At 61.5% G+C, this 19001-nt stretch carries 19 protein-coding genes; 3 read left to right on the top strand and 16 right to left on the bottom strand.

From position 1 onward, the window contains the following. Positions 1-96: 96 nt before the first annotated feature. Together D769_RS28880 and D769_RS28875 are read right to left on the bottom strand one after the other, a co-directional pair. On the bottom strand, positions 97-462 hold the full coding sequence (locus D769_RS28880; protein WP_008652067.1) for an RnfH family protein: 366 nt from the start codon (positions 460-462) through the stop codon (positions 97-99). Further along, positions 437-886 (bottom strand): type II toxin-antitoxin system RatA family toxin, encoded by a 450-nt coding sequence (locus D769_RS28875; protein WP_008652066.1) that lies wholly within the window; start codon positions 884-886, stop codon positions 437-439. Before D769_RS28875 ends, D769_RS28880 begins: the two co-directional genes overlap by 26 nt. A gap of 175 nt (positions 887-1061) precedes the next feature. On the opposite strand from D769_RS28875, the gene smpB reads away from it, so the two are divergent. Further along, a complete protein-coding gene (gene smpB / locus D769_RS28870) occupies positions 1062-1514 on the top strand; it encodes an SsrA-binding protein SmpB (RefSeq protein WP_008652065.1) in 453 nt (150 codons plus the stop codon). 92 nt (positions 1515-1606) lie between these two features. On the opposite strand, the gene D769_RS28865 is transcribed toward smpB, so the two are convergent. The 3 genes from D769_RS28865 to ppsA form a co-directional block, all read right to left on the bottom strand. Further along, the gene (locus D769_RS28865) at positions 1607-2545 is read right to left on the bottom strand and encodes an SPFH domain-containing protein (protein WP_008652064.1); all 939 of its coding nucleotides are present in this window, start codon (positions 2543-2545) and stop codon (positions 1607-1609) included. Between the two features lie 49 nt (positions 2546-2594). After that, entirely contained in the window at positions 2595-3029 is a 435-nt protein-coding gene (locus D769_RS28860; protein ID WP_008652063.1) for an NfeD family protein, read from the bottom strand. A 181-nt stretch (positions 3030-3210) separates the two neighbouring features. Continuing rightward, positions 3211-5595: a phosphoenolpyruvate synthase gene (gene ppsA, locus D769_RS28855; protein WP_008652062.1), complete on the bottom strand. Its 2385-nt coding sequence runs from the start codon at positions 5593-5595 to the stop codon at positions 3211-3213. 256 nt (positions 5596-5851) lie between these two features. Between ppsA and D769_RS28850 the strand changes: the two genes are divergently transcribed. Then, positions 5852-6781: a pyruvate, water dikinase regulatory protein gene (locus tag D769_RS28850; RefSeq protein ID WP_008652060.1), complete on the top strand. Its 930-nt coding sequence runs from the start codon at positions 5852-5854 to the stop codon at positions 6779-6781. Positions 6782-6985: 204 nt separating this feature from the next. Next, positions 6986-7411 (top strand): hypothetical protein, encoded by a 426-nt coding sequence (locus tag D769_RS28845; RefSeq protein ID WP_008652059.1) that lies wholly within the window; start codon positions 6986-6988, stop codon positions 7409-7411. 33 nt (positions 7412-7444) lie between these two features. Here the strand turns inward: D769_RS28845 and D769_RS28840 are convergent, their stop codons facing one another. From D769_RS28840 to D769_RS28790, 11 genes are all read right to left on the bottom strand, one after another. After that, the gene (locus D769_RS28840; protein WP_008652058.1) at positions 7445-8233 is read right to left on the bottom strand and encodes an RNA methyltransferase; all 789 of its coding nucleotides are present in this window, start codon (positions 8231-8233) and stop codon (positions 7445-7447) included. A gap of 9 nt (positions 8234-8242) precedes the next feature. After that, positions 8243-8923, bottom strand: a complete 681-nt coding sequence (gene rnhB / locus D769_RS28835) for a ribonuclease HII (RefSeq protein WP_008652057.1) — start codon at positions 8921-8923, stop codon at positions 8243-8245. Then, a complete protein-coding gene (gene lpxB / locus D769_RS28830) occupies positions 8923-10128 on the bottom strand; it encodes a lipid-A-disaccharide synthase (protein WP_008652055.1) in 1206 nt (401 codons plus the stop codon). The genes rnhB and lpxB overlap by 1 nt, the downstream gene beginning before the upstream one ends. Before the next feature lie 12 nt (positions 10129-10140). Then, positions 10141-10944: an acyl-ACP--UDP-N-acetylglucosamine O-acyltransferase gene (gene lpxA, locus D769_RS28825; RefSeq protein ID WP_008652054.1), complete on the bottom strand. Its 804-nt coding sequence runs from the start codon at positions 10942-10944 to the stop codon at positions 10141-10143. A 39-nt stretch (positions 10945-10983) separates the two neighbouring features. Then, the gene (gene fabZ / locus D769_RS28820) at positions 10984-11436 is read right to left on the bottom strand and encodes a 3-hydroxyacyl-ACP dehydratase FabZ (RefSeq protein ID WP_008652053.1); all 453 of its coding nucleotides are present in this window, start codon (positions 11434-11436) and stop codon (positions 10984-10986) included. Then, entirely contained in the window at positions 11433-12542 is a 1110-nt protein-coding gene (gene lpxD / locus D769_RS28815) for a UDP-3-O-(3-hydroxymyristoyl)glucosamine N-acyltransferase (protein ID WP_008652052.1), read from the bottom strand. The genes fabZ and lpxD overlap by 4 nt, the downstream gene beginning before the upstream one ends. Before the next feature lie 52 nt (positions 12543-12594). Then, the gene (locus D769_RS28810; protein ID WP_008652051.1) at positions 12595-13128 is read right to left on the bottom strand and encodes an OmpH family outer membrane protein; all 534 of its coding nucleotides are present in this window, start codon (positions 13126-13128) and stop codon (positions 12595-12597) included. A gap of 21 nt (positions 13129-13149) precedes the next feature. After that, positions 13150-15489, bottom strand: a complete 2340-nt coding sequence (gene bamA, locus D769_RS28805) for an outer membrane protein assembly factor BamA (RefSeq protein WP_175582359.1) — start codon at positions 15487-15489, stop codon at positions 13150-13152. A gap of 112 nt (positions 15490-15601) precedes the next feature. Then, positions 15602-16993, bottom strand: a complete 1392-nt coding sequence (gene rseP / locus D769_RS28800; protein ID WP_008652048.1) for an RIP metalloprotease RseP — start codon at positions 16991-16993, stop codon at positions 15602-15604. 41 nt (positions 16994-17034) lie between these two features. Continuing rightward, positions 17035-18213: a 1-deoxy-D-xylulose-5-phosphate reductoisomerase gene (ispC, locus tag D769_RS28795; RefSeq protein ID WP_008652047.1), complete on the bottom strand. Its 1179-nt coding sequence runs from the start codon at positions 18211-18213 to the stop codon at positions 17035-17037. A 31-nt stretch (positions 18214-18244) separates the two neighbouring features. Further along, the coding region (locus tag D769_RS28790) for a CDP-archaeol synthase (RefSeq protein WP_008652046.1) at positions 18245-19001 on the bottom strand (757 nt) is incomplete at its 5' end.

Below are 19001 nucleotides of genomic sequence, written 5' to 3'. Positions count from 1 at the left end.
GAAGCGAAGCGGTTCTGGCTAGGCGCGCGGCCGCAGACAGTACAAGTGGTACGGCAAGGCCGCGCAACGACGCCAGAATCATTTTGATAGTGCCTCTTAGGCGCCCTGCCCGCCTCCACGCAGCCATTTCTGGCCCTCGCGCGTGCCGGACGCTCGCGTCCTCTGAACCCGCTTGCGCCGCGCGGTCTTCGGGTCGGCAGTCAGCACACGATACACTTCCACGCGATCGCCCTGCCTTACCGGGGTATCCAGCGTCTTGAGCTTGCCGTAGACACCAACGCGCAGCGTGCTCGGATCAACCTCGGAACAGGCTTGCGTCAGGCCACTGGCCTCGATCGCACCGATGATCGTCGTCCCCGCGGGAACATCCAACTCCTTCAGGAACACGGTATCCGGCCGCGCGTAGCAAACGGACAGGCGCACCAGACCGCCCACCTCAGCCGTTGTTGGCGTTGTCGGCATAAACCACCTCGGCGCGTTTGACGAAGGCATCAACAAAGGTATTGGCGATCACGCTGAATACCGGCCCGATGATCTTCTCCAGAAAGACGCTGGAGAACTCGTAATGCAGGTGAAATTCGATCTTGCACGCATCCTCACGCAGCGGCGTGAAGCGCCAGGAGCCATTGAAGACCTTGAAAGGCCCGTCGGCGAACGTCATATCAATGCGGGACGGACGTTCCTGAGCATTACGCGTGTGGAAGAACTGCTTGATCCCTTTGAAATGAATATGGATCTTGGCATCGAGCAGCGTATCGGTCTGCTCGAACACCTCCACGCCGCCACACCACGGCAGAAACTTGGGATAGTCCTCCACGCGGGTGACCAGATCGTACATCTGTTCGGCCGAGTGGCCGAGCAGGACGGATTTATGGACGTCTGCCATGTATTCGGATTACAGGGCACCGGCGGGCTGGGCCGGGGCCGGGGCGTTTGCTAAAATCGCAATTTTAGCCGACAGCCGCGCGTACGGCACGTCCGGCGCCGCCGCACCCACCCCGGCTGACTTACGCTGTCGCCCAAGACCGGCGCGACAAATACCTTCAGGAACCACTTCCCGCATGACGATCGCTGACAACAAGAAGGCCTTTTTCGACTACTTCATCGAAGAGCGCTATGAGGCCGGGATCGTGCTCGAAGGCTGGGAGGTCAAGGCGATTCGCGCCGGGCGCGTGCAGATCAAGGAAGGCTACGTCGTGGTGCGCGACGCAGAGATGTTCCTGATCGGCGCCCATATCAGCCCGCTGCAAAGCGCCTCCACCCACATCAACCCGGACCCTGTGCGCACGCGCAAGCTGCTGCTGAAGGCCGACGAGATCAAAAAGCTGATCGGCAAGGTCGAGCAGCGCGGCTATACGTTGGTGCCGCTGAATCTGCACTACACGCGCGGCCGCGTCAAATGCGAGATCGGGCTGGCCAAGGGCAAGAAGCAGTTTGACAAGCGCGAAACAGAAAAGAACCGCGACTGGGATCGCGAGAAGGCTCGCATCATGAAGGGTGGCGTGAAGGAATGATGGCAGCGCCAGATAAGCCATAGACAAAAACGGAGGCATGAGCCTCCGTTTTTGTTTCTGCCGACCTACTACCTATTGGTCCCATGCGGCACTCAGACGGCCTTCTCCGTCTTCTGGCCCTTCACAATCTGCAGCGCGGACGCGATCATCGAACTCATCTCGCCAAGGTTGCCCGGCACGATCAATGTGTTGCCCTGCTTGGCCAGGTTGCCAAACGCCGCCACATACTCCTCCGCGACCTTGAGGCTGACTGCCTCGGAACCGCCCTCGCCCCGGATCGCGTGACCGATCTTCTCGATCGCCTGCGCATTTGCCTCGGCCACGGCCAGAATCGCGGACGCCTCACCTTGGGCCTTATTGATAGCCGCCTGCCTTTCACCCTCTGACTTCTGAATCGCCGCCTCGCGCGCGCCAGACGCCAGATTGATCTGCTCCTGCCGCTTGCCTTCCGATGCTGCAATCAGCGCGCGCTTTTCGCGCTCGGCAGTGATCTGCGCCTGCATGGCATGGAGAATTTCCTTGGGCGGCGTCAGATCCTTGATCTCGTAGCGCAACACCTTCACGCCCCAGTTTGCCGCGGCCTCATCCAGCGCATTGACCACGCTGTGGTTGATGAACTCGCGCTCCTCGAAGGTTTTATCGAGTTCCAGCTTGCCGATCACCGAGCGCAGCGTGGTCTGTGACAGTTGCGTAATGGCCACCACGAAATTGCTCGAGCCATAAGACGCCTTCATCGGGTCGGTTACCTGGAAGTACAGCACACCATCCACCTGCAATTGCGTGTTGTCCTTCGTAATACAAACCTGGCTCGGCACATCGAGCGGAATTTCCTTGAGGATGTGCTTGTAGGCCACTCGGTCGATGAAAGGCACGACGACGGTAAGACCCGGTGTCAGCGTGGCGTGATAGCGCCCCAGACGCTCCAGTACCCACGCGTGCTGCTGCGGTACGATCTTGACCGACTTCGCAATCAGCACAATGGCGCCAATGAGCAGGATCAGCGGAAACAAACCTAGCTGATAGGCAAGCATATATACGACTCCCTTCGAAAGGATTGACGACTGGGTAATGCGGAAAAAGTCAGGCCGTGTAGTGACGCGCCACGATCAACGTGGCGCCACGGACTTCGACAATGCGATAGCGGCCCGGTTTCGGCTCGGCGCCCGGCGCCAGCTCCACGGTCCAATCCGCGCCGCGGTAGGGCACGCGCGCGCGACGGGAATCGTCCCAGGCGGGCACTTCGAGTTCCTGACCGATATCGAGATTGACGTCCGGATTGGATGCGGCGTCGCGGCGCTTCAGCTTGCCGAAACGCGTGCGGCGTAACAACACGATGCCAACGATCGCAACCAGCGCGGCGGCGACCGTCTGTATTGGCTCGTCAGCACCCAGCAGCGCCGCCACACCGCCCGCGGCAACCCCGAGGGCGATCATCAGCAAATAGAAGGTCCCCGTCGCCATCTCCGCAATCACCAGCACGACCGCAACGGCAAACCAAAGGTAGTACGACGTCATCCCGCTCCTTTCCCGGAGGAAACAAGACACCCCACCCGCAAAAACAAAAACCCCCGCCAAACGCCTACGGCGTCTGCGGGGGCAGATGGAACACCTGCCGCAGGGCCGGTGTCACGCGGCACGCTGGCCGAAGGCCAAGTGCCGTCTATACGTGATCTTCTCTATTGTGACGCGAAATGCCTCACGAAGCCAGTTGCTGCCAGGTTTCGACCACAGAATCAGGATTCAGCGAGATCGACTTGATACCTTCGTTGGCCAGCCAGACCGCGAAGTCCGGATGATCCGAGGGGCCCTGACCGCAGATGCCAACGTACTTGTTCAGGCGCAGCGCCGTCGAAATGGCGCGCTGCAGCATGAAACGCACTGCCGGATCACGCTCGTCGAAGTCCTTCGCAAGCAGTTCCATGCCCGAGTCACGATCGAGACCCAGCGTCAGCTGCGTCAGGTCGTTCGAGCCGATCGAGAAACCGTCGAAGAACTGCAGGAACTCCTCGGCCAGGATCGCGTTGGACGGCACTTCGCACATCATGATGATGCGCAGACCGTTCTCACCGCGCTTCAGGCCGTGCTTGGCCAGCAGTTCGATCACGCGCTCGGCCTGGCCCAGCGTACGCACGAACGGCACCATGATCTCGACGTTGGTCAGGCCCATCTCGTCGCGCACGCGCTTCATGGCCTTGCATTCCATCTCGAACGCTTCGGCGAAGTCCTCGGAGATGTAGCGCGAAGCACCACGGAAGCCCAGCATCGGGTTCTCTTCGTCCGGCTCGTAGCGCGAACCGCCGATCAGCTTCTTGTACTCATTCGACTTGAAGTCCGACAGGCGCACGATCACGGGCTTCGGATAGAACGCGGCACCGATTGTCGCAATGCCTTCCGCCAGTTTGTCGACATAGAACGCACGCGGGCTGGCGTGGCCACGCGCCACCGATTCCACGGCCTTCTTCAGGTCGGCATCGACTTGCGGATAGTCGAGGATCGCCTTCGGGTGAACACCAATGTTGTTGTTGATGATGAACTCGAGGCGGGCCAGGCCGACGCCGTGGTTCGGAATCTGCGCGAAGTCGAACGCAAGCTGGGGATTGCCAACGTTCATCATGATCTTGGTCGCGATCTCGGGCATCTCGCCACGCTGGACCTCGGTCACTTCGGTTTCGAGCAGGCCATCGTAAATCCGGCCCTCGTCACCTTCGGCGCAAGACACCGTCACCAGCGTGCCATCCTTCAGCAAGTCGGTCGCATCGCCGCAACCCACAACAGCGGGCACGCCCAGTTCGCGCGCGATGATCGCAGCGTGGCAGGTACGGCCACCACGGTTGGTCACGATTGCCGCAGCGCGCTTCATCACCGGCTCCCAGTTCGGGTCGGTCATGTCGGCCACCAGCACGTCACCAGGTTGCACGCGTTCCATCTCGGACGGATCGTTGATCACGCGCACCGGACCCGTACCGATCTTCTGGCCGATCGCACGACCGCTGGTCAGCACCGGCGCCGTGCCCTTGAGCTTGAAGCGCTGCTCGGCCTTGCCGGCCGACTGGCTCTTCACGGTCTCCGGGCGGGCCTGCAGGATGTAGATCTTGCCATCCTTGCCGTCCTTGCCCCACTCGATGTCCATCGGACGGCCGTAGTGCTTCTCGATGATCATTGCGTAACGCGCGAGTTCGGCCACGTCGTCATCGGTGATCGAATAGCGATTGCGCAGCTCAGGCGGCACGTCCACGGTCTTCACGCGGCCAGCTTCGCCCGGCTTCGTGAATTCCATCTTGATCAGCTTCGAACCGATCGAACGGCGGATGATCGGGTACTTGCCCGCTTGCAGCATCGGCTTAAAGACGTAGAACTCGTCCGGGTTCACCGCGCCCTGCACAACCGTTTCGCCCAGGCCGTAGCTCGACGTGATGAAGACCACATCGGGGAAGCCCGATTCGGTATCGATCGTGAACATCACGCCCGAGGACGCCAGATCCGAACGCACCATGCGCTGGACGCCGGCGGAGAGCGCCACCACGTCATGCGCAAAGCCCTTGTGCACGCGGTACGAGATAGCGCGGTCGTTGTAGAGCGAGGCGAACACGTGCTTGATCTTGTCCAGCACGTCGTCGATGCCGCTGACGTTGAGGTATGACTCCTGCTGGCCGGCGAACGATGCATCGGGCAAATCCTCGGCCGTGGCCGAGGAACGCACTGCGAACGATGCCTCGGCACCTTCGCGAGCCGACACGCGTGCGTAATGCTCGCGGATCTCCGCCTCCAGACGCGGCTGGAACGGCGCCGCGGCTACCCAGCCACGAATCTCGGCGCCGGCTTCCGCCAGGGCCTTGACGTCGTCGACGTTGAGCGTCTTCAGACGTTCGGAGATGCGGCTGGTCAGGTTGTTGTGCGCAAGAAAGTCGCGGAATGCGAGCGCGGTCGTGGCGAAACCGCCCGGAACGCGAACGCCGGCACCGGCGAGCTGGGAGATCATTTCCCCCAACGACGAGTTCTTGCCGCCGACAACTTCCACGTCCTGCATCCGTAGCTGCTCGAACGGCAGCACGTAGGCGCCGGTATCTACCTGGTTGGTCATAAAAGCCTCAAAACAAAGTAAGAAATCTTTTGCACCGACCGGCATATTGTTGGCGTTCTGTTCCCGGCGGATCGCTTGGCTGAGCAATTCCGTGTGCTATCGGCGGCACTGATGCTGCAGTGCACATTGTCGACAATCCGGCCTCAAATCGTTGCCTGGCCGGCATTGGCGGAATTGCTTAGCCAAAAGATCGCCGCTATTCTACCGTGCCGCATCGCACTTTCGCGTAGCCGCGGCTTCAAATAATTGTTCAGACATGTCCCTGCCCGAAACGCCTGAAGGCACACAACCGCTGGCACAGCCCACGGCCGCTTCTGGCGCGACCGACGCCACCGCTCAGTCCGCTGAGGTCCCCGCCACGAATCGCCCTGCCGTGCGCACGGTCTTTATCGTGTCGGATGGCACCGGCATCACAGCCGAAACATTCAGCCATTCGATCCTGGCCCAGTTCGAGATGCGGTTCCGCAAAGTGCGTATGCCGTTTGTCGATACGCCCGAAAAGGCACATGTGGCCGTCGGCAAGATCAACGAGGCGTTCTATAACGAGGGCGTTCCGCCGATCGTGTTCACCACGCTGGTCAACGCCGAATCCAACAAGGCGATTCGCCGGGCCAAGGCGATGATCCTCGACATGTTCCAGACCTTCATCGAGCCACTCGAGAAGGAACTGGGCCTGAAATCCACCCATGCCATCGGCCGTTTCCACCAGAATGCGGACACCGAGGCTTATAAGAACCGTATCGAGGCGATCAACTTCTCGCTGGCGCACGACGACGGCCAGTCGCACAAGAACCTCGAAGACGCCGATGTGATCCTGGTTGGCGTGTCGCGCAGCGGCAAGACGCCGACCAGCCTGTATCTTGCGATGCAGTACGGCCTCAAGGCGGCGAACTATCCGCTGATTCCTGACGATTTCGAGCGAGGCCGCCTGCCCTCGGCGCTGTATGCATACAAGCAGAAGATCTTCGGCCTCTCCATCGATCCGCAACGTCTGACGGAAATCCGCAACGAGCGGCGTCCGGGCAGCAAGTACGCAGCCGTGGAGAACTGCCGCTACGAAGTCAATGAAGCGGAGTCGATGATGCGCCGCGAAGGCATCAAGTGGCTGTCGTCGACGCACAAGTCGATCGAAGAGATTGCCACGACGATCCTCCAGGAAATCAAGGTCGACCGGGACAACTATTAATAGCGGCGGCGTTTTCAGAATCGTCCCCTATCGGCGCTGCACCGATAGGGGCACGATGAAGGCTATTCCAACATGCCTACATCGGATAGATGTTCTTCATGACAGCAGATCGTCAGCCTCTTCCGCCAAACAGGGCTGCAGGCCCGGAAGGCGCCAAACTATCTGGCGTATTCGAGCTCTTCTCACGCCCTGAAGGCTGCGGGGATGGTCTTCAGCGGTGTCGCACTGTCGTTGGCCGGAATCTTCGCCATCATCGAGTATTCGTCCAGCCATTCGCGGGCACTGATCGCTGCGGACATCAAGACCGTTTCAGCCGAAGTCAGGGCAATCAATACTCGGCTGGACTCCCATCAGGCTGCCACGGAGCAGCGATTCAATCGGGTCGAGCAGCGCCTCGACAAATTCGACGAGCGGTTCAAGCGGATTGACGATCGTTTCGAGAGCCTCGAGTCGAGGTTTGACTTGAAGCTCGAGCACCTCGAGACAAGATTCGATTCGAAACTGGAGCGCCTCGAAACCAGGCTCGACCAGAAACTCGACACCGTAGCGGATCTGCTACGTCAGTTGGTGTCCCAGAATGCAGATCAGCCCGCCGGCACCGGACAACCAGCTGCCTGGCGAGCCAGATAACTCAGCCCACCGCCAAGACACTTGGCGTCCGTGCTAACCGCCGCTAGCGCGGCGTTGCCGGACGGCTTCAAACAGGCAGACTGCCGTTGCGGCGGCCACATTCAGCGACTCCAATCCTCCAGGCTGCGGAATGCCAACCGTACGGGAAACATGCGCCATCCACTCGGGGCTGACTCCTCCCCCTTCATTGCCAACCACCCAGCCAACCGGCTGACGCAGATCTGTATCGAACACCGCCGCGTCCGCATGGGATGACGTCGCCAGTAACGGCACTGCCAGCCGGCTCTCAAGCATTTCAAGCGTGCAATGCTCGACGATATTCAAGTGGAAGTTCGCGCCCATACCGGCGCGCAACGTCTTGACCGACCACGCGAATGCGCAACCTTTGGTCAGGAACGCATGTGGAATGCCAGCGGCCGCAGCGCTTCGAAGAATCGAGCCTACGTTGCCCGCATCCTGCAGACCATCCAGAATGATGCAATCGGTATCGATGCTTGCCGGGAGATGGCCGGCCGGCGTATCGATCACCAGCATCAGGTCGACACCGTTGACCACACTGCTGATCTGCTCGAACAACGCATCAGCCAATACAACCAGCTTGTCCGAGTCGATCTTCTCGAGCAGCGCGCGCACCTCAGCGTGGTCATAATGGCGCTCGCTCACCACGCAGCTCGCGGGCTGCCCAAGCGCAGCCACATAGGCCTGCGCGAGATGGATGCCATCGAGCACGGACTGCCCCGCCTTGCGGCGCTGGTGCGTGGACCCCGTCAGGGCCTTCAACTGTTTGAACAGCGCGTTGTCGCGCGAAGTGACATGCTTCAAAGGTCTGCCTCAGAAAGGCGGCGCTTCGGACGACATGGTGCGCACCATGCCACGCTCAAGCACCTTGCGCACCGGCGCAAACGAACGCCGATGATGCGGCGTCGCGCCGAATTGTTCGAGCGCGGTGAAATGCTGTGGCGTCGGGTAGCCAAAGTGAGAGTCGAACCCGTACTCAGGGTACTCCTGGTGCAGCTTCAACAGTTCACGATCGCGCGCCACCTTCGCCAGGATCGAAGCCGCGGAAATTGCCCGTACCTTGGCATCACCCTTGACGATAGCCTCGACCGGGAACGCCACCTGCGGACAACGATTACCATCGACCTGCACGAGATCGGGGATGACACCGCTCGCGGCCAACCCCTGCACCGCCCGCTGCATCGCGAGCATCGATGCGTGAAGGATATTGATCGAATCGATCTCCTCAACCGACGCGGATGCGATATGCCATCCCAGCGCGTGTTCGCAGATGCGATCGAACAGTGCCTCGCGCTTTTCCGCACTGAGGATCTTCGAATCGGCCAAACCGCGGATTTGCCGCGCGGGATTCAACACCACAGCCGCAGCGTAAACGGGACCCGCCAAAGGGCCACGCCCAGCCTCATCGACCCCACACAAGCGCTGCACCACGGCAACGGTTTGAGTCAGTTCCAGGCCCAACTGGCTAGAAGCCGCAGCTTTCGTTCGCGCCATCAGACCACTCCACGGCTGCGCATCAGATCGACGACCACGCCGGCAGCCAGCTTCGCCGTGTCGCGCTTCAGGGTTTCGTGCATCGTCGTGAAATGCTGCCGCAGGAAGGCGATATTGCCCTCGTCATTGAGTTGCAGCAGCGTCTCGCGTGCCAACGCCTCCGGCGTCGCATCGTCCTGTAGCAGTTCGGGAACAACAAAGCGTCCCGACAGGATATTAGGCAGCCCGACATACGGCAGATAACCCTGCCGTTTCATGATCTGCGCCGTCAGCCAGGGCACCTTGTACGAGATCACCATGGGTTTCTTGTACAGCGCGGCCTCGAGCGTTGCCGTGCCACTTGCAAGCAGCACAACATCGGCGGACTCCATCGCAAGATGCGATTGGCCGTCAACTACGGTCAGGTCGATATCCGGATACTGCGCGTGCAAGCCAGCAACAATCTCCCGCAGCGGTGCGCTGGCAACAGGCAGCACGAAAGCGAGGTTGCCGTCCATGCGGTGCATACGGTCCATCGCGGCGAAGAACGTCGCGCCGAGGTTGCGCACCTCTGATTGTCGACTGCCAGGCAACACCGCCACGATTCGTTTGCCTTCCGGCAAATCCAGCTTCGCCCTCGCACCCGCAACGTCGGGCACCATCGGGATTACGTCAGCTAGCGGATGGCCGACGTAGGTTGCCGGAATGCCAGCCTTCGCATAGATCTCGGGCTCGAACGGGAACAGGCAGAGGATATGGTCTACGGCCCGCGCTATCGTGCGGATGCGGCCTCCACGCCAGGCCCAGATCGACGGGCTGACAAAATGGACAACCGGAATGCCCGCGCGGCGCAGCGGCACTTCCAGACCGAAGTTGAAATCGGGAGCGTCGACGCCGATAAAGCATAGCGGCGGTCGCGCCAGCAATTGCTCGCGAATCTCACGCCGCGTGGCCAGAATTTCGCGTAGCGAGCCCAGTACCTCGACATAGCCATTGACCGATAGCGTTTCCATCGGCCAATGCGAGACAAATCCCTGCGCCATCATGCGATGGCCACCGATACCGGCGTAATCCACCGATTCGCCAAGCCTCGCACGCAGGCCTTCCAGCAGCAGCGAAGCAAGCAAGTCGCCAGATGCCTCACCGGCAACCATGGCGATACTACCTCGCTTGTTCCCATTAGCACCCGCATCGGCGGGAAGCACGGCCTGCACGGTGTCGACCATGTCGCGCCGGAATCAGCGAACGATACCGCGCTGGGTCGCGGCCAGGAACTCCACGAACGCCTGCAGCGGCACAGCGGTAGTGGCGTCTACCTGACCGAGCATCGCCGTGATTTCCGCCCGCGCATCGTCGAAACTCAGATCAGACTTGTACAACAACTTGTACGCCTGACGCAGCGCCGCGATCTGCCCGGCATCGAATCCGCGACGACGCAGACCTTCGACGTTGATGCCGTGCGGGGTCGCCTTGTTGCCATTCTTGTCGCTGGCCGCGATAACGAAGGGCGGCACGTCCTGCACCAATGCCGAAGCACCGCCAAGCATCGCATGAGCACCGATGCGGACGTACTGGTGCACGCCGCTCATGCCGCCCAGAATTGCCCAGTCCCCGACTTCCACGTGGCCGGCGATCTGCGCGTTACTGGAGAACACCGTGTGGTTGCCCACAGAGCAGTCGTGCGCGATGTGCACGTAGGCCATGATCCAGTTGTCGTTACCGAGACTGGTCACGCCGCGATCCTGCACGGTGCCCGTATGGATCGTCGTGAATTCGCGAATCGTGTTGCGATCGCCGATCACGAGCTGCGTCGGCTCGTTGGCGTACTTCATATCCTGCGGCACACCGCCCACGGAGGCATACGGACCAATGCGGTTACCTGCGCCGATCGTGGTGTGGCCTTCGACCGTGGTATGGGAACCGATCCGCGTGCCGCTACCGATCCGCACATTCGGGCCGACGATCGAAAACGGGCCGACGGTAACATCGTCAGCCAGTTCCGCCTTCGGATCGACTAGTGCGGTAGGATGGATTTGCGTCATACGTGCTGTCCTGTGGTCTGTTCTGCTTGGGGTCCGTGCTCAGCCTTCGGCTTGCTTCACGGTGCACATCAGTTCGGCCTCGCAGGCCACCTCACCGTCCACGGTCGCGCTGGCCTTGAACTTCCAGATACCGCGGATGTAGCGCTCCACGGTCACGTTCAGGTGAAGCTGATCGCCCGGATACACCACGCGCTTGAAGCGCGCGCCGTCGATCCCGACGAAGTAATACAACGCACCTTCCTTGCGTTCCATATCGGCGCCAAACGTCAGAAGACCTGCGGACTGAGCCAGCGCCTCGAGGATCATGACGCCCGGCATCACGGGTTGGTCCGGGAAGTGGCCCATGAAGTACGGTTCGTTGATCGTCACGTTCTTCAGCGTCTTGATCCGCTTCTGCGGTTCGAACTCGAGCACACGGTCGACCAGCAGGATCGGATACCGATGCGGCAGCAGCTTCAGGATCTTGCGGATATCGATTTCGGATGCGGTCATGATGATTTCTCTTCGTCTTGTTTGTTCTGTGCGGGGGCGTTGTTTTCACCGCGCAGCCTGCGTTCCAGTTGCACGACACGTTCGCGCAGCTTTGACAAGCCACGTACGATTGCCGCGTTTCGCTCCCATTCGCCATGCGACGTGAACGGGAACACGCTCGTGTAATGCCCACCGGGTTTAGTAATCGATTTGGTAATCGACGTACCGCCGGACACTGTGGTCCGGTCAGCGATATTCAAATGGCCAGAAAAGTTGGCCGCGCCGCCGATCACGCAGAACCGGCCAATCTTCGTGCTGCCCGAAACCGCAGCCGTTCCCGCGATAACGGTGTGCGCCCCCACGTGCACGTTATGCGCGATCTGCACCTGGTTGTCGATCTTGCAACCGTCCTCGATCACGGTGTCAGCCATCGCGCCACGATCCACGGCCGTATTGGCGCCAATCTCCACGTCGTTGCCGAGCACCGCGCGCCCCACCTGGGGAATCTTGACGTACTCGACACCCGTCGGCCCGATATCCGGCGCAAAACCAAAGCCATCTGCGCCGATCACCGCCCCGCTATGCAGGATGTTGCGCGCGCCAATCACGCAACGATGATATACAGAAACATTGGCGTAGATGAGCGTATCTTCGCCGATCTCCGCGCTTGCGCCGATAAAGGCATTTGCGAGGATCCGAACACGCTCGCCGAGCCGGGCACCGGACTCGATCACCACGTTGGGGCCGATAAAACACGATGCCGGGACCACCGCATCGGGCGCCACGCTGGCACGGGGATCGATCCCAGTCCGTGAATCGGCATTAGCGGCGCGGTCGAAGCGCTGCGCAACACGGGCAAAGCAGACGTAGGGATTGCGTGCCACCAGCCAATTGCGCCGTTCGGCTTGCCCTTCCGCACGAATGCGTTCAAGGTCTGCCGGTGACACGATGACGGCGCCTGCGGCCGAGGCGAGCGCCTGTGGCAAATACAGCGGATTGGAGAGGAAAGACAGGTCGCCGGGACCAGCCTGGTCTAGCGGCGCCAGGCCGACTACGGCCAGGTCGGGATCACCCACAACCTGCGCGCCGTTCTCGGTGGCGAGCTGACCCAGTGTGGGTGTCTTCATGGCAGTACTTCCTTGAGAATCGAAACGGCAGACGACGCTTTGGCGTCGTCGCTTACTTGCCCGTGCTGCCGGCGTTCAGCGCCTTCATCACGTCATCGGTGATGTCGATGCGCGGATTCACGTAGACGGCTTCCTGAACGATCAGATCATACTTGCGCTGCTCGGCGATTTGACGAATCACGCGGTTGGCACGCTCCAGCACCTGTGCCAGTTCCTCGTTACGGCGCTGGTTCAGATCCTCGCGGAACTCACGCTGCTTGCGCTGGAATTCGCGATCGAGATCGGCCACTTCGCGCTGACGGCGCTGGCGGTCCGCGTCCGCAAGCACGGCCGTGTCCTTGTCGAGCTTGTCAGCCATGGCCTTGATCTTCTGGGCCATATCCTGCAGTTCACGGTCACGCTTGGAGAATTCCTGCTCGAGCTTGACCTGCGCAGCCTTCGCCGGCTGCGAATCGCGCAGGATACGTTCCGAGTTGACCGCAGCAATGCGCGCCTCCTGAGCCATCGCCGGGGCCGCCGCGCACAAGGCCGCAGCGGCCAGCGCGGCCGCGCTCAGGGATTTCACCAGTGGAGTGTAAATTTTCATCAAACAAATCCTCTGTGGGGATCAGAACGCAGTACCGATCTGGAACTGGAAGCGTTGAACCTTGTCAGTTTCATCCTTCTTCAGCGGGAAGCCCATGCTAACCTTCAGCGGGCCGATCGGCGAAAGCCACGACATACCGAAACCAGTCGAGTATTTCAGATCGCTGAACGAAAGCGGTGCCCCTTCCTGGTAAACGTTACCGAAGTCGAAGAACGTGAACAGTCGCAGCGTGCGGTCAACACCCGAGCCCGGGAGCGGGAACACGAATTCCACGTTGCCGATCATCTTCGATGCGCCACCCACCGGGTTGCCGTTCTGGTCCTTCGGACCGAGCGTGCTGGTCTGGTAGCCGCGCACCGAGCCGATACCGCCGGCGTAGAAGTACTTGAACACCGGGAACGGCGTATTGCCATAACCGTGACCATAGGCCACTTCGCCGTTGAAGGCCAGCGTGAAGGACTTCGACAGCGGGTAGAAATACTGTTGCTGCAGGCTTGCGCGATAGTACTGCGTGTCGCCACCCGGAACACCCACTTCCAGGTTGGCCTGCGTGTACGGACCCTTGGTCGGAATCAGCGCGCTGTCGCGGCGATCGCGTGCCCAACCGATCGTGAACGGGAAGTTGTTGATCGGATCACCGCTGGCCTTGCCGATCTTCTGCAGCCAGGCCGTGTACTGGTTCGGCGTGTTGGGCGAGGTGTAGACCTGGGTCCGCTCGTAGCCGATGCCGAAGAACACCGTATCGTTCTCCGAGAACGGCACGCCGAACTTGAAGCCACCGCCAGCCGAGACGATCTTGTAGTCCTGATCACCGGTGTAGTACAACGGGCGCGACGTACGGTAGTAGATGTCTGTCGATCGGCTAATGCCGTCAACCGTAAAGTACGGATCGTATTGCGTCAGCGCAATCGTACGGAACGACTTCGCCGTGTTCACATCCAGGCCCAGGCTGGTACCGGAACCGAACACGTTGTCCTGGCGCAGACCTGCCTGCAGCACGAGCTTGTCGGTCGACGAGAAGCCCAGACCCAGACTGATCTGGCCGGTCGGCTTCTCCGTCACGTTCACGTTCACGTCGACCTGGTCGGGCGCGCCCGGCACGTCTTCGGTGGTGATGTTGGTGTCAGTGAAGTAGCCCGTCCGGTTGATACGCGCCTGCGACTGCTGGAGCTTTTCGCTATCGAACCACGACGACTCCATCTGGCGCATCTCGCGACGCACCACTTCGTCACGCGTCTTGCTGTTACCCACCACATTCACGCGGCGCACGTAGACGCGGCGGCCCGGGTCGACCATCAGGGTCAGCGCCACTTCGCGCTTTTCCTTGTCCACCTGCGGCTGCGGGTTGATCGTCGTAAAGGCGTAGCCATACGTGCCGAGCAGGTCCGTAATGGCCTTGGTGCTGGCCGTCAGCTTTTCGGACGAGAAGATGTCGCCCTTCTTCAGTTGCAGCAGTTTCTCCATCTCTTCCTGCTTGCCGAGCGTTTCGCCGGCCAGGCGGATGTCGGACACCTTGTATTGGTCCCCTTCGCTGATATTCAGCGTCAGGTAAATGTCCTTCTTGTCCGGCGTGATCGACACCTGCGTCGATTCGATCTGGAATTCGAGGTAGCCGCGGTTGAGATAGTACGAACGCAGCGCTTCCAGGTCAGCCGTCAGCTTCTGCTTCGAATAGAGGTCGTTCTTGGTGTACCAGGAGAGCCAGTTCGGCGTGGAAAGCTGCATTTCATCGCGCAGCGTGCTTTCCTTGAATGCCTTGTTGCCGACGATATTGATCTGGCGGATCTTGGCGACAGGGCCCTCGTCAACGTTGAACACCACCGACACGCGATTGCGGTCCACAGGCGTCACGGTGGTCTGCACCTCGGCGGCATAGTAGCCGCGAGCCACGTACTGGCGCTTGAGCTCCTGCTCTGCCTTGTCGATCAGTGCCTTGTCGTAATAACGAGCCTCGGCTACGCCAACTGCGCGAAGCGAGCGGCGCAGCGTGTCCTTGTCGAATTCCTTGATGCCGACGAACTCCAGCTGCGAGATCGCCGGACGTTCCTCGACCTGGACGACCAACACGCCGTCTTCGGCGCGGATCTGCACGTCCTTGAAGAAACCGGTGTTATAGAGCGCGCGAATCGCGTCCGCACCCTTGTCGTCGGTGAACGTTTCGCCAACGCGAACCGGCAGGTAGCCGAAGACCGTGCCCGGCTCGACGCGCTGCAGGCCCTCCACACGGATATCCTTGACTACGAACGGATCGGCGGCGAAGCCCGCCGGGCTCCAAGCCGCAATAATGGCACTCGTCAGTAGACCCAGCGAGATGCGCTTATTTCTGATCAAAGTCGATCCCCTCTTCCTCATCGATTTCATGCAGGGCATTGGCTCCAAGCCTGGCAATGCTGGCACGGCTGCCCGATCCCGACGAGGTTCTTCCCCTGGGATACGATCGCCCCCTGCCAACTTGGGCTCCGGCTACGCGAAATTAGCCGCGCGCCAGAAACAGTCGGCTGACGTCATTGAACAAAGCGAGTGAGGTCAGGAGCAAGATGCACGCGATGCCTACCTTCTGCAGCATCGCTTGCCAATGGTCTGGAACAGGCCTGCCAGTCAAAAATTCCACGCAATAATACAGCAAATGCCCACCATCCAGAACCGGAATAGGTAACAAATTCAGTACACCGAGGCTGACACTTACCAATGCCAGAAAGCTGATAAATGGCTGCCAGCCCATGTTCGCAGCACGCCCCGCATAGTCAGCCACGGTCAGCGGCCCGCTCAAATTCTGCAGGGACGCCTGCCCCACCAGCATTTTGCCGAGTAGTTTCAACGACAGCGCACTGGTATTCCAAACCTGGTCCGCAGCCCGCGCCACTGCCTGCACCAGCGGGTACCGGACGATCTCCGTCTGGACGGCCTGGTTGAGCGCGGCGCCCAACTTGCCGACCTGAGACCCGCCACGGGCCTCGCCTTCGGGCGCTGGCGCGGCGTCGAGTTTCGCCTTGACGTCCATCCGTTCCCCGGCCCGCTCGATACCTAGCGTGACCTCCTGCCCGGGACGGGCACGGACACCACGAATTAGCGCGCTGGCCTGTGTGAGGGGCTGCCCATCCCATGCCACTACCCTGTCGCCAGCCTTGAGCCCCGCACGCTGCGCCGCGGAATCAGGGACGATCTCGGTAATGGTCACCGGGCCGCCCTTGAGGGCCAGACCCAGAACGGCCAGCGGATCCTGCTCCGGATCTCCGCCAGTATTCGGAAGGCGCGCCAAGGTAACATCGCGCTCCGCCCCATCGGTGCCACGCACCCGCAGTACCGCCCGCGCATCCCCGAAGCCCTGCGAAAACACGGCCATGCGCAGATCATTCCAGGAGCGTACGGCTTCCGTATGGTCGCTTGCGGTCAGCGACAGCACGCGATCCCCGTCCCGCACGCCAGCCTGCGCGGCCAGCGTCCCAGCGGCCGGCGCGGCCACCACTGGCACCGGCTCGCGCATCCCACCCGCGAACAGCACCACGTACAGCACGACGGCCAGCAAAAAATTCGCCAGCGGCCCGGCGGCCACGATGACAAAGCGCTTGCCTACCGGCTGGCGATTGAACGCACGGGGCAATTCCGCGGGATCGATCGGCGGATCGGTCTCCGGGTCACGCTCGCGCTCATCCAGCATCTTGACGTAGCCGCCCAGCGGAATTGCCGCCAGCGTCCACTCAGTCTTGTCACGGCCCTTGCCGACCCAACGCGCCAACGGGCGGCCAAAGCCGATCGAGAAGCGCAGCACCTTGACGCCGCAAGCGCGGGCGGCAAGGTAGTGCCCCATCTCGTGCACGAAAATCAGAATACAGAGGGCGACGACGAACGCAACTACGGTTTGCATGGCAAATCACCCTTTTCAGATTTTGCCCACGGCGGACTGGTTCAACGGCCAGCCAGGCTTCCCAACTGCGCCTGCGCGCCGCGACGCGCCGCTGAATCGGCAGCCAGTACGCCCTCGAGCGTATCAGCCGATCCTTCCGCCGACTGCTCCAGCACGGTTGCGACCACGCGAGCGATATCGGTGAAGCGGATCTTGCCGTTCAGGAACGCTTCCACGGCCACCTCGTTAGCTGCATTTAGCACCGCGGGCGCCACGCCGCCGGCACGCAATGCATCAAAGGCTAGCCCAAGGCATGGGAAGCGCTCAAGGTTCGGAGTCTCAAAATGCAGGCCACCGGCAACCGTGAGATCGAGCGCCGTTACACCGGAGTCGATCCGCTCCGGATAGGCCATGCCGTAGGCGATGGGTGTCCGCATGTCGGGGTTGCCCAGTTGCGCCAGCACGGAGCCGTCCGCGTAGGCCACCATCGAGTGGACAATGCTTTGCGGATGGATCAGCACCTCGATCTTCTCGGCCGGCGCGCCAAACAGCCAGTGCGCCTCGATAACCTCGAGACCCTTGTTCATCATCGTCGCAGAATCGACCGAGATCTTCCGCCCCATCACCCACTTCGGATGCGCGCAGGCCTGGTCGGGCGTGATGTCGTGCAGCGTGGACGGATCACGCGTGCGGAACGGGCCGCCCGAAGCGGTAAGCAGCACCTTCGATACCCCGGCGCCATAGCGCGGATCACTGGTCGGCAGGCACTGGAAGATGGCGTTGTGTTCGCTGTCGATGGGCAGCAGCGTGGCGCCATGCTCACGCACGGCATCCATGAAGATGCCGCCGGACATCACGAGCGATTCCTTGTTGGCCAGCAGCACACGCTTGCCGGCCCGAGCAGCCGCCAGCGAGGATCGCAGGCCTGCCGCACCGACGATGGCGGCCATCACTGCATCCGTGCCAGCGTCCTCGGCGATGGATTCAAGCGCAGCCTCGCCATAGCTCACCTCGGTGGGAACACCGGCGGCACGCAGCTTGGCTTCAAGTTCGCTTGCTGCCTCGGCCGACCCTACCACGGCCCGCGCGGGACGAAACTCCACGCAGGCGGCCGCCAGCTTGTCGACCTGCCGATGCGCGCTGAGTGCGTGCACAGTGTAGCGATCCGGATGGCGCCGAACCACGTCAAGTGTGCTCTCGCCGATGGAACCCGTAGCGCCGAGGATGGTGATGCGTTGCATAGAAGCTGGAATGCGAAATCAGATTATTTGTTCAGATCCACGCCAGCAGCAGAGCCGCCAGCGGGAACACCGGGATCAACGCATCGATCCGGTCCAGGATCCCGCCATGGCCGGGCAGCAAACGGCTGCTGTCCTTCATGCCGACCTGGCGCTTGAGCAGCGACTCGAACAAGTCGCCGACAATACTGGCCGCGACCAGCAGTGTGGTCAGAATAACCACGAGGCGCAGCCCGCCTTTGTCGGCAACCAACGAGTACCACGTTGGGGCGAACATGTGCGTCGCGGCCAGCGAGAGCGCCACGATCATCGCCAGCAGCCAGCCGCCAATGGCGCCTTCCCAGGACTTGCCCGGACTGATCGTGGGTGCCAGCTTGCGCTTGCCGATGGCCTTGCCAACGAAGTATGCGCCGATATCGGCGGCCCAGACCAGCACGGCAGCCGTCAGCAGCACGCCAATGCCCGCAGCCCGAAGCACCATGACGGCGTGACCAAAGGCCGGCAGCATGATCAGCCCCAGAACGACGCCAAGCGCCGTGAACGCCGGGGTGGCAGTTCGCACGCCGCGCGCCATCAGCACCAGCGCCACACCCCAGGCAATCAGGGACGCCTCCAGCAGCCACGTCACCGCGTCACGCTGCGGCGCATCATGCCATCCGATCAGGACCAGCAGGCAAGCTACGGCGTACACATAGGGCCAGGCCCCGCGCAACCCGATCAGGCGACCAAACTCCCAGCCGCCCAGCAGCACGATGACGGCGACCAGCCCCGCCAGTGCCGCCGGCGGCGCC

Origin of the sequence: Cupriavidus sp. HMR-1 (assembly GCF_000319775.1) — a bacterium.
Classification (GTDB): domain Bacteria; phylum Pseudomonadota; class Gammaproteobacteria; order Burkholderiales; family Burkholderiaceae; genus Cupriavidus; species Cupriavidus metallidurans.
Note: the sequence above shows the minus strand (reverse complement) of the source record. Positions and strands in the feature narration are given on the sequence as shown.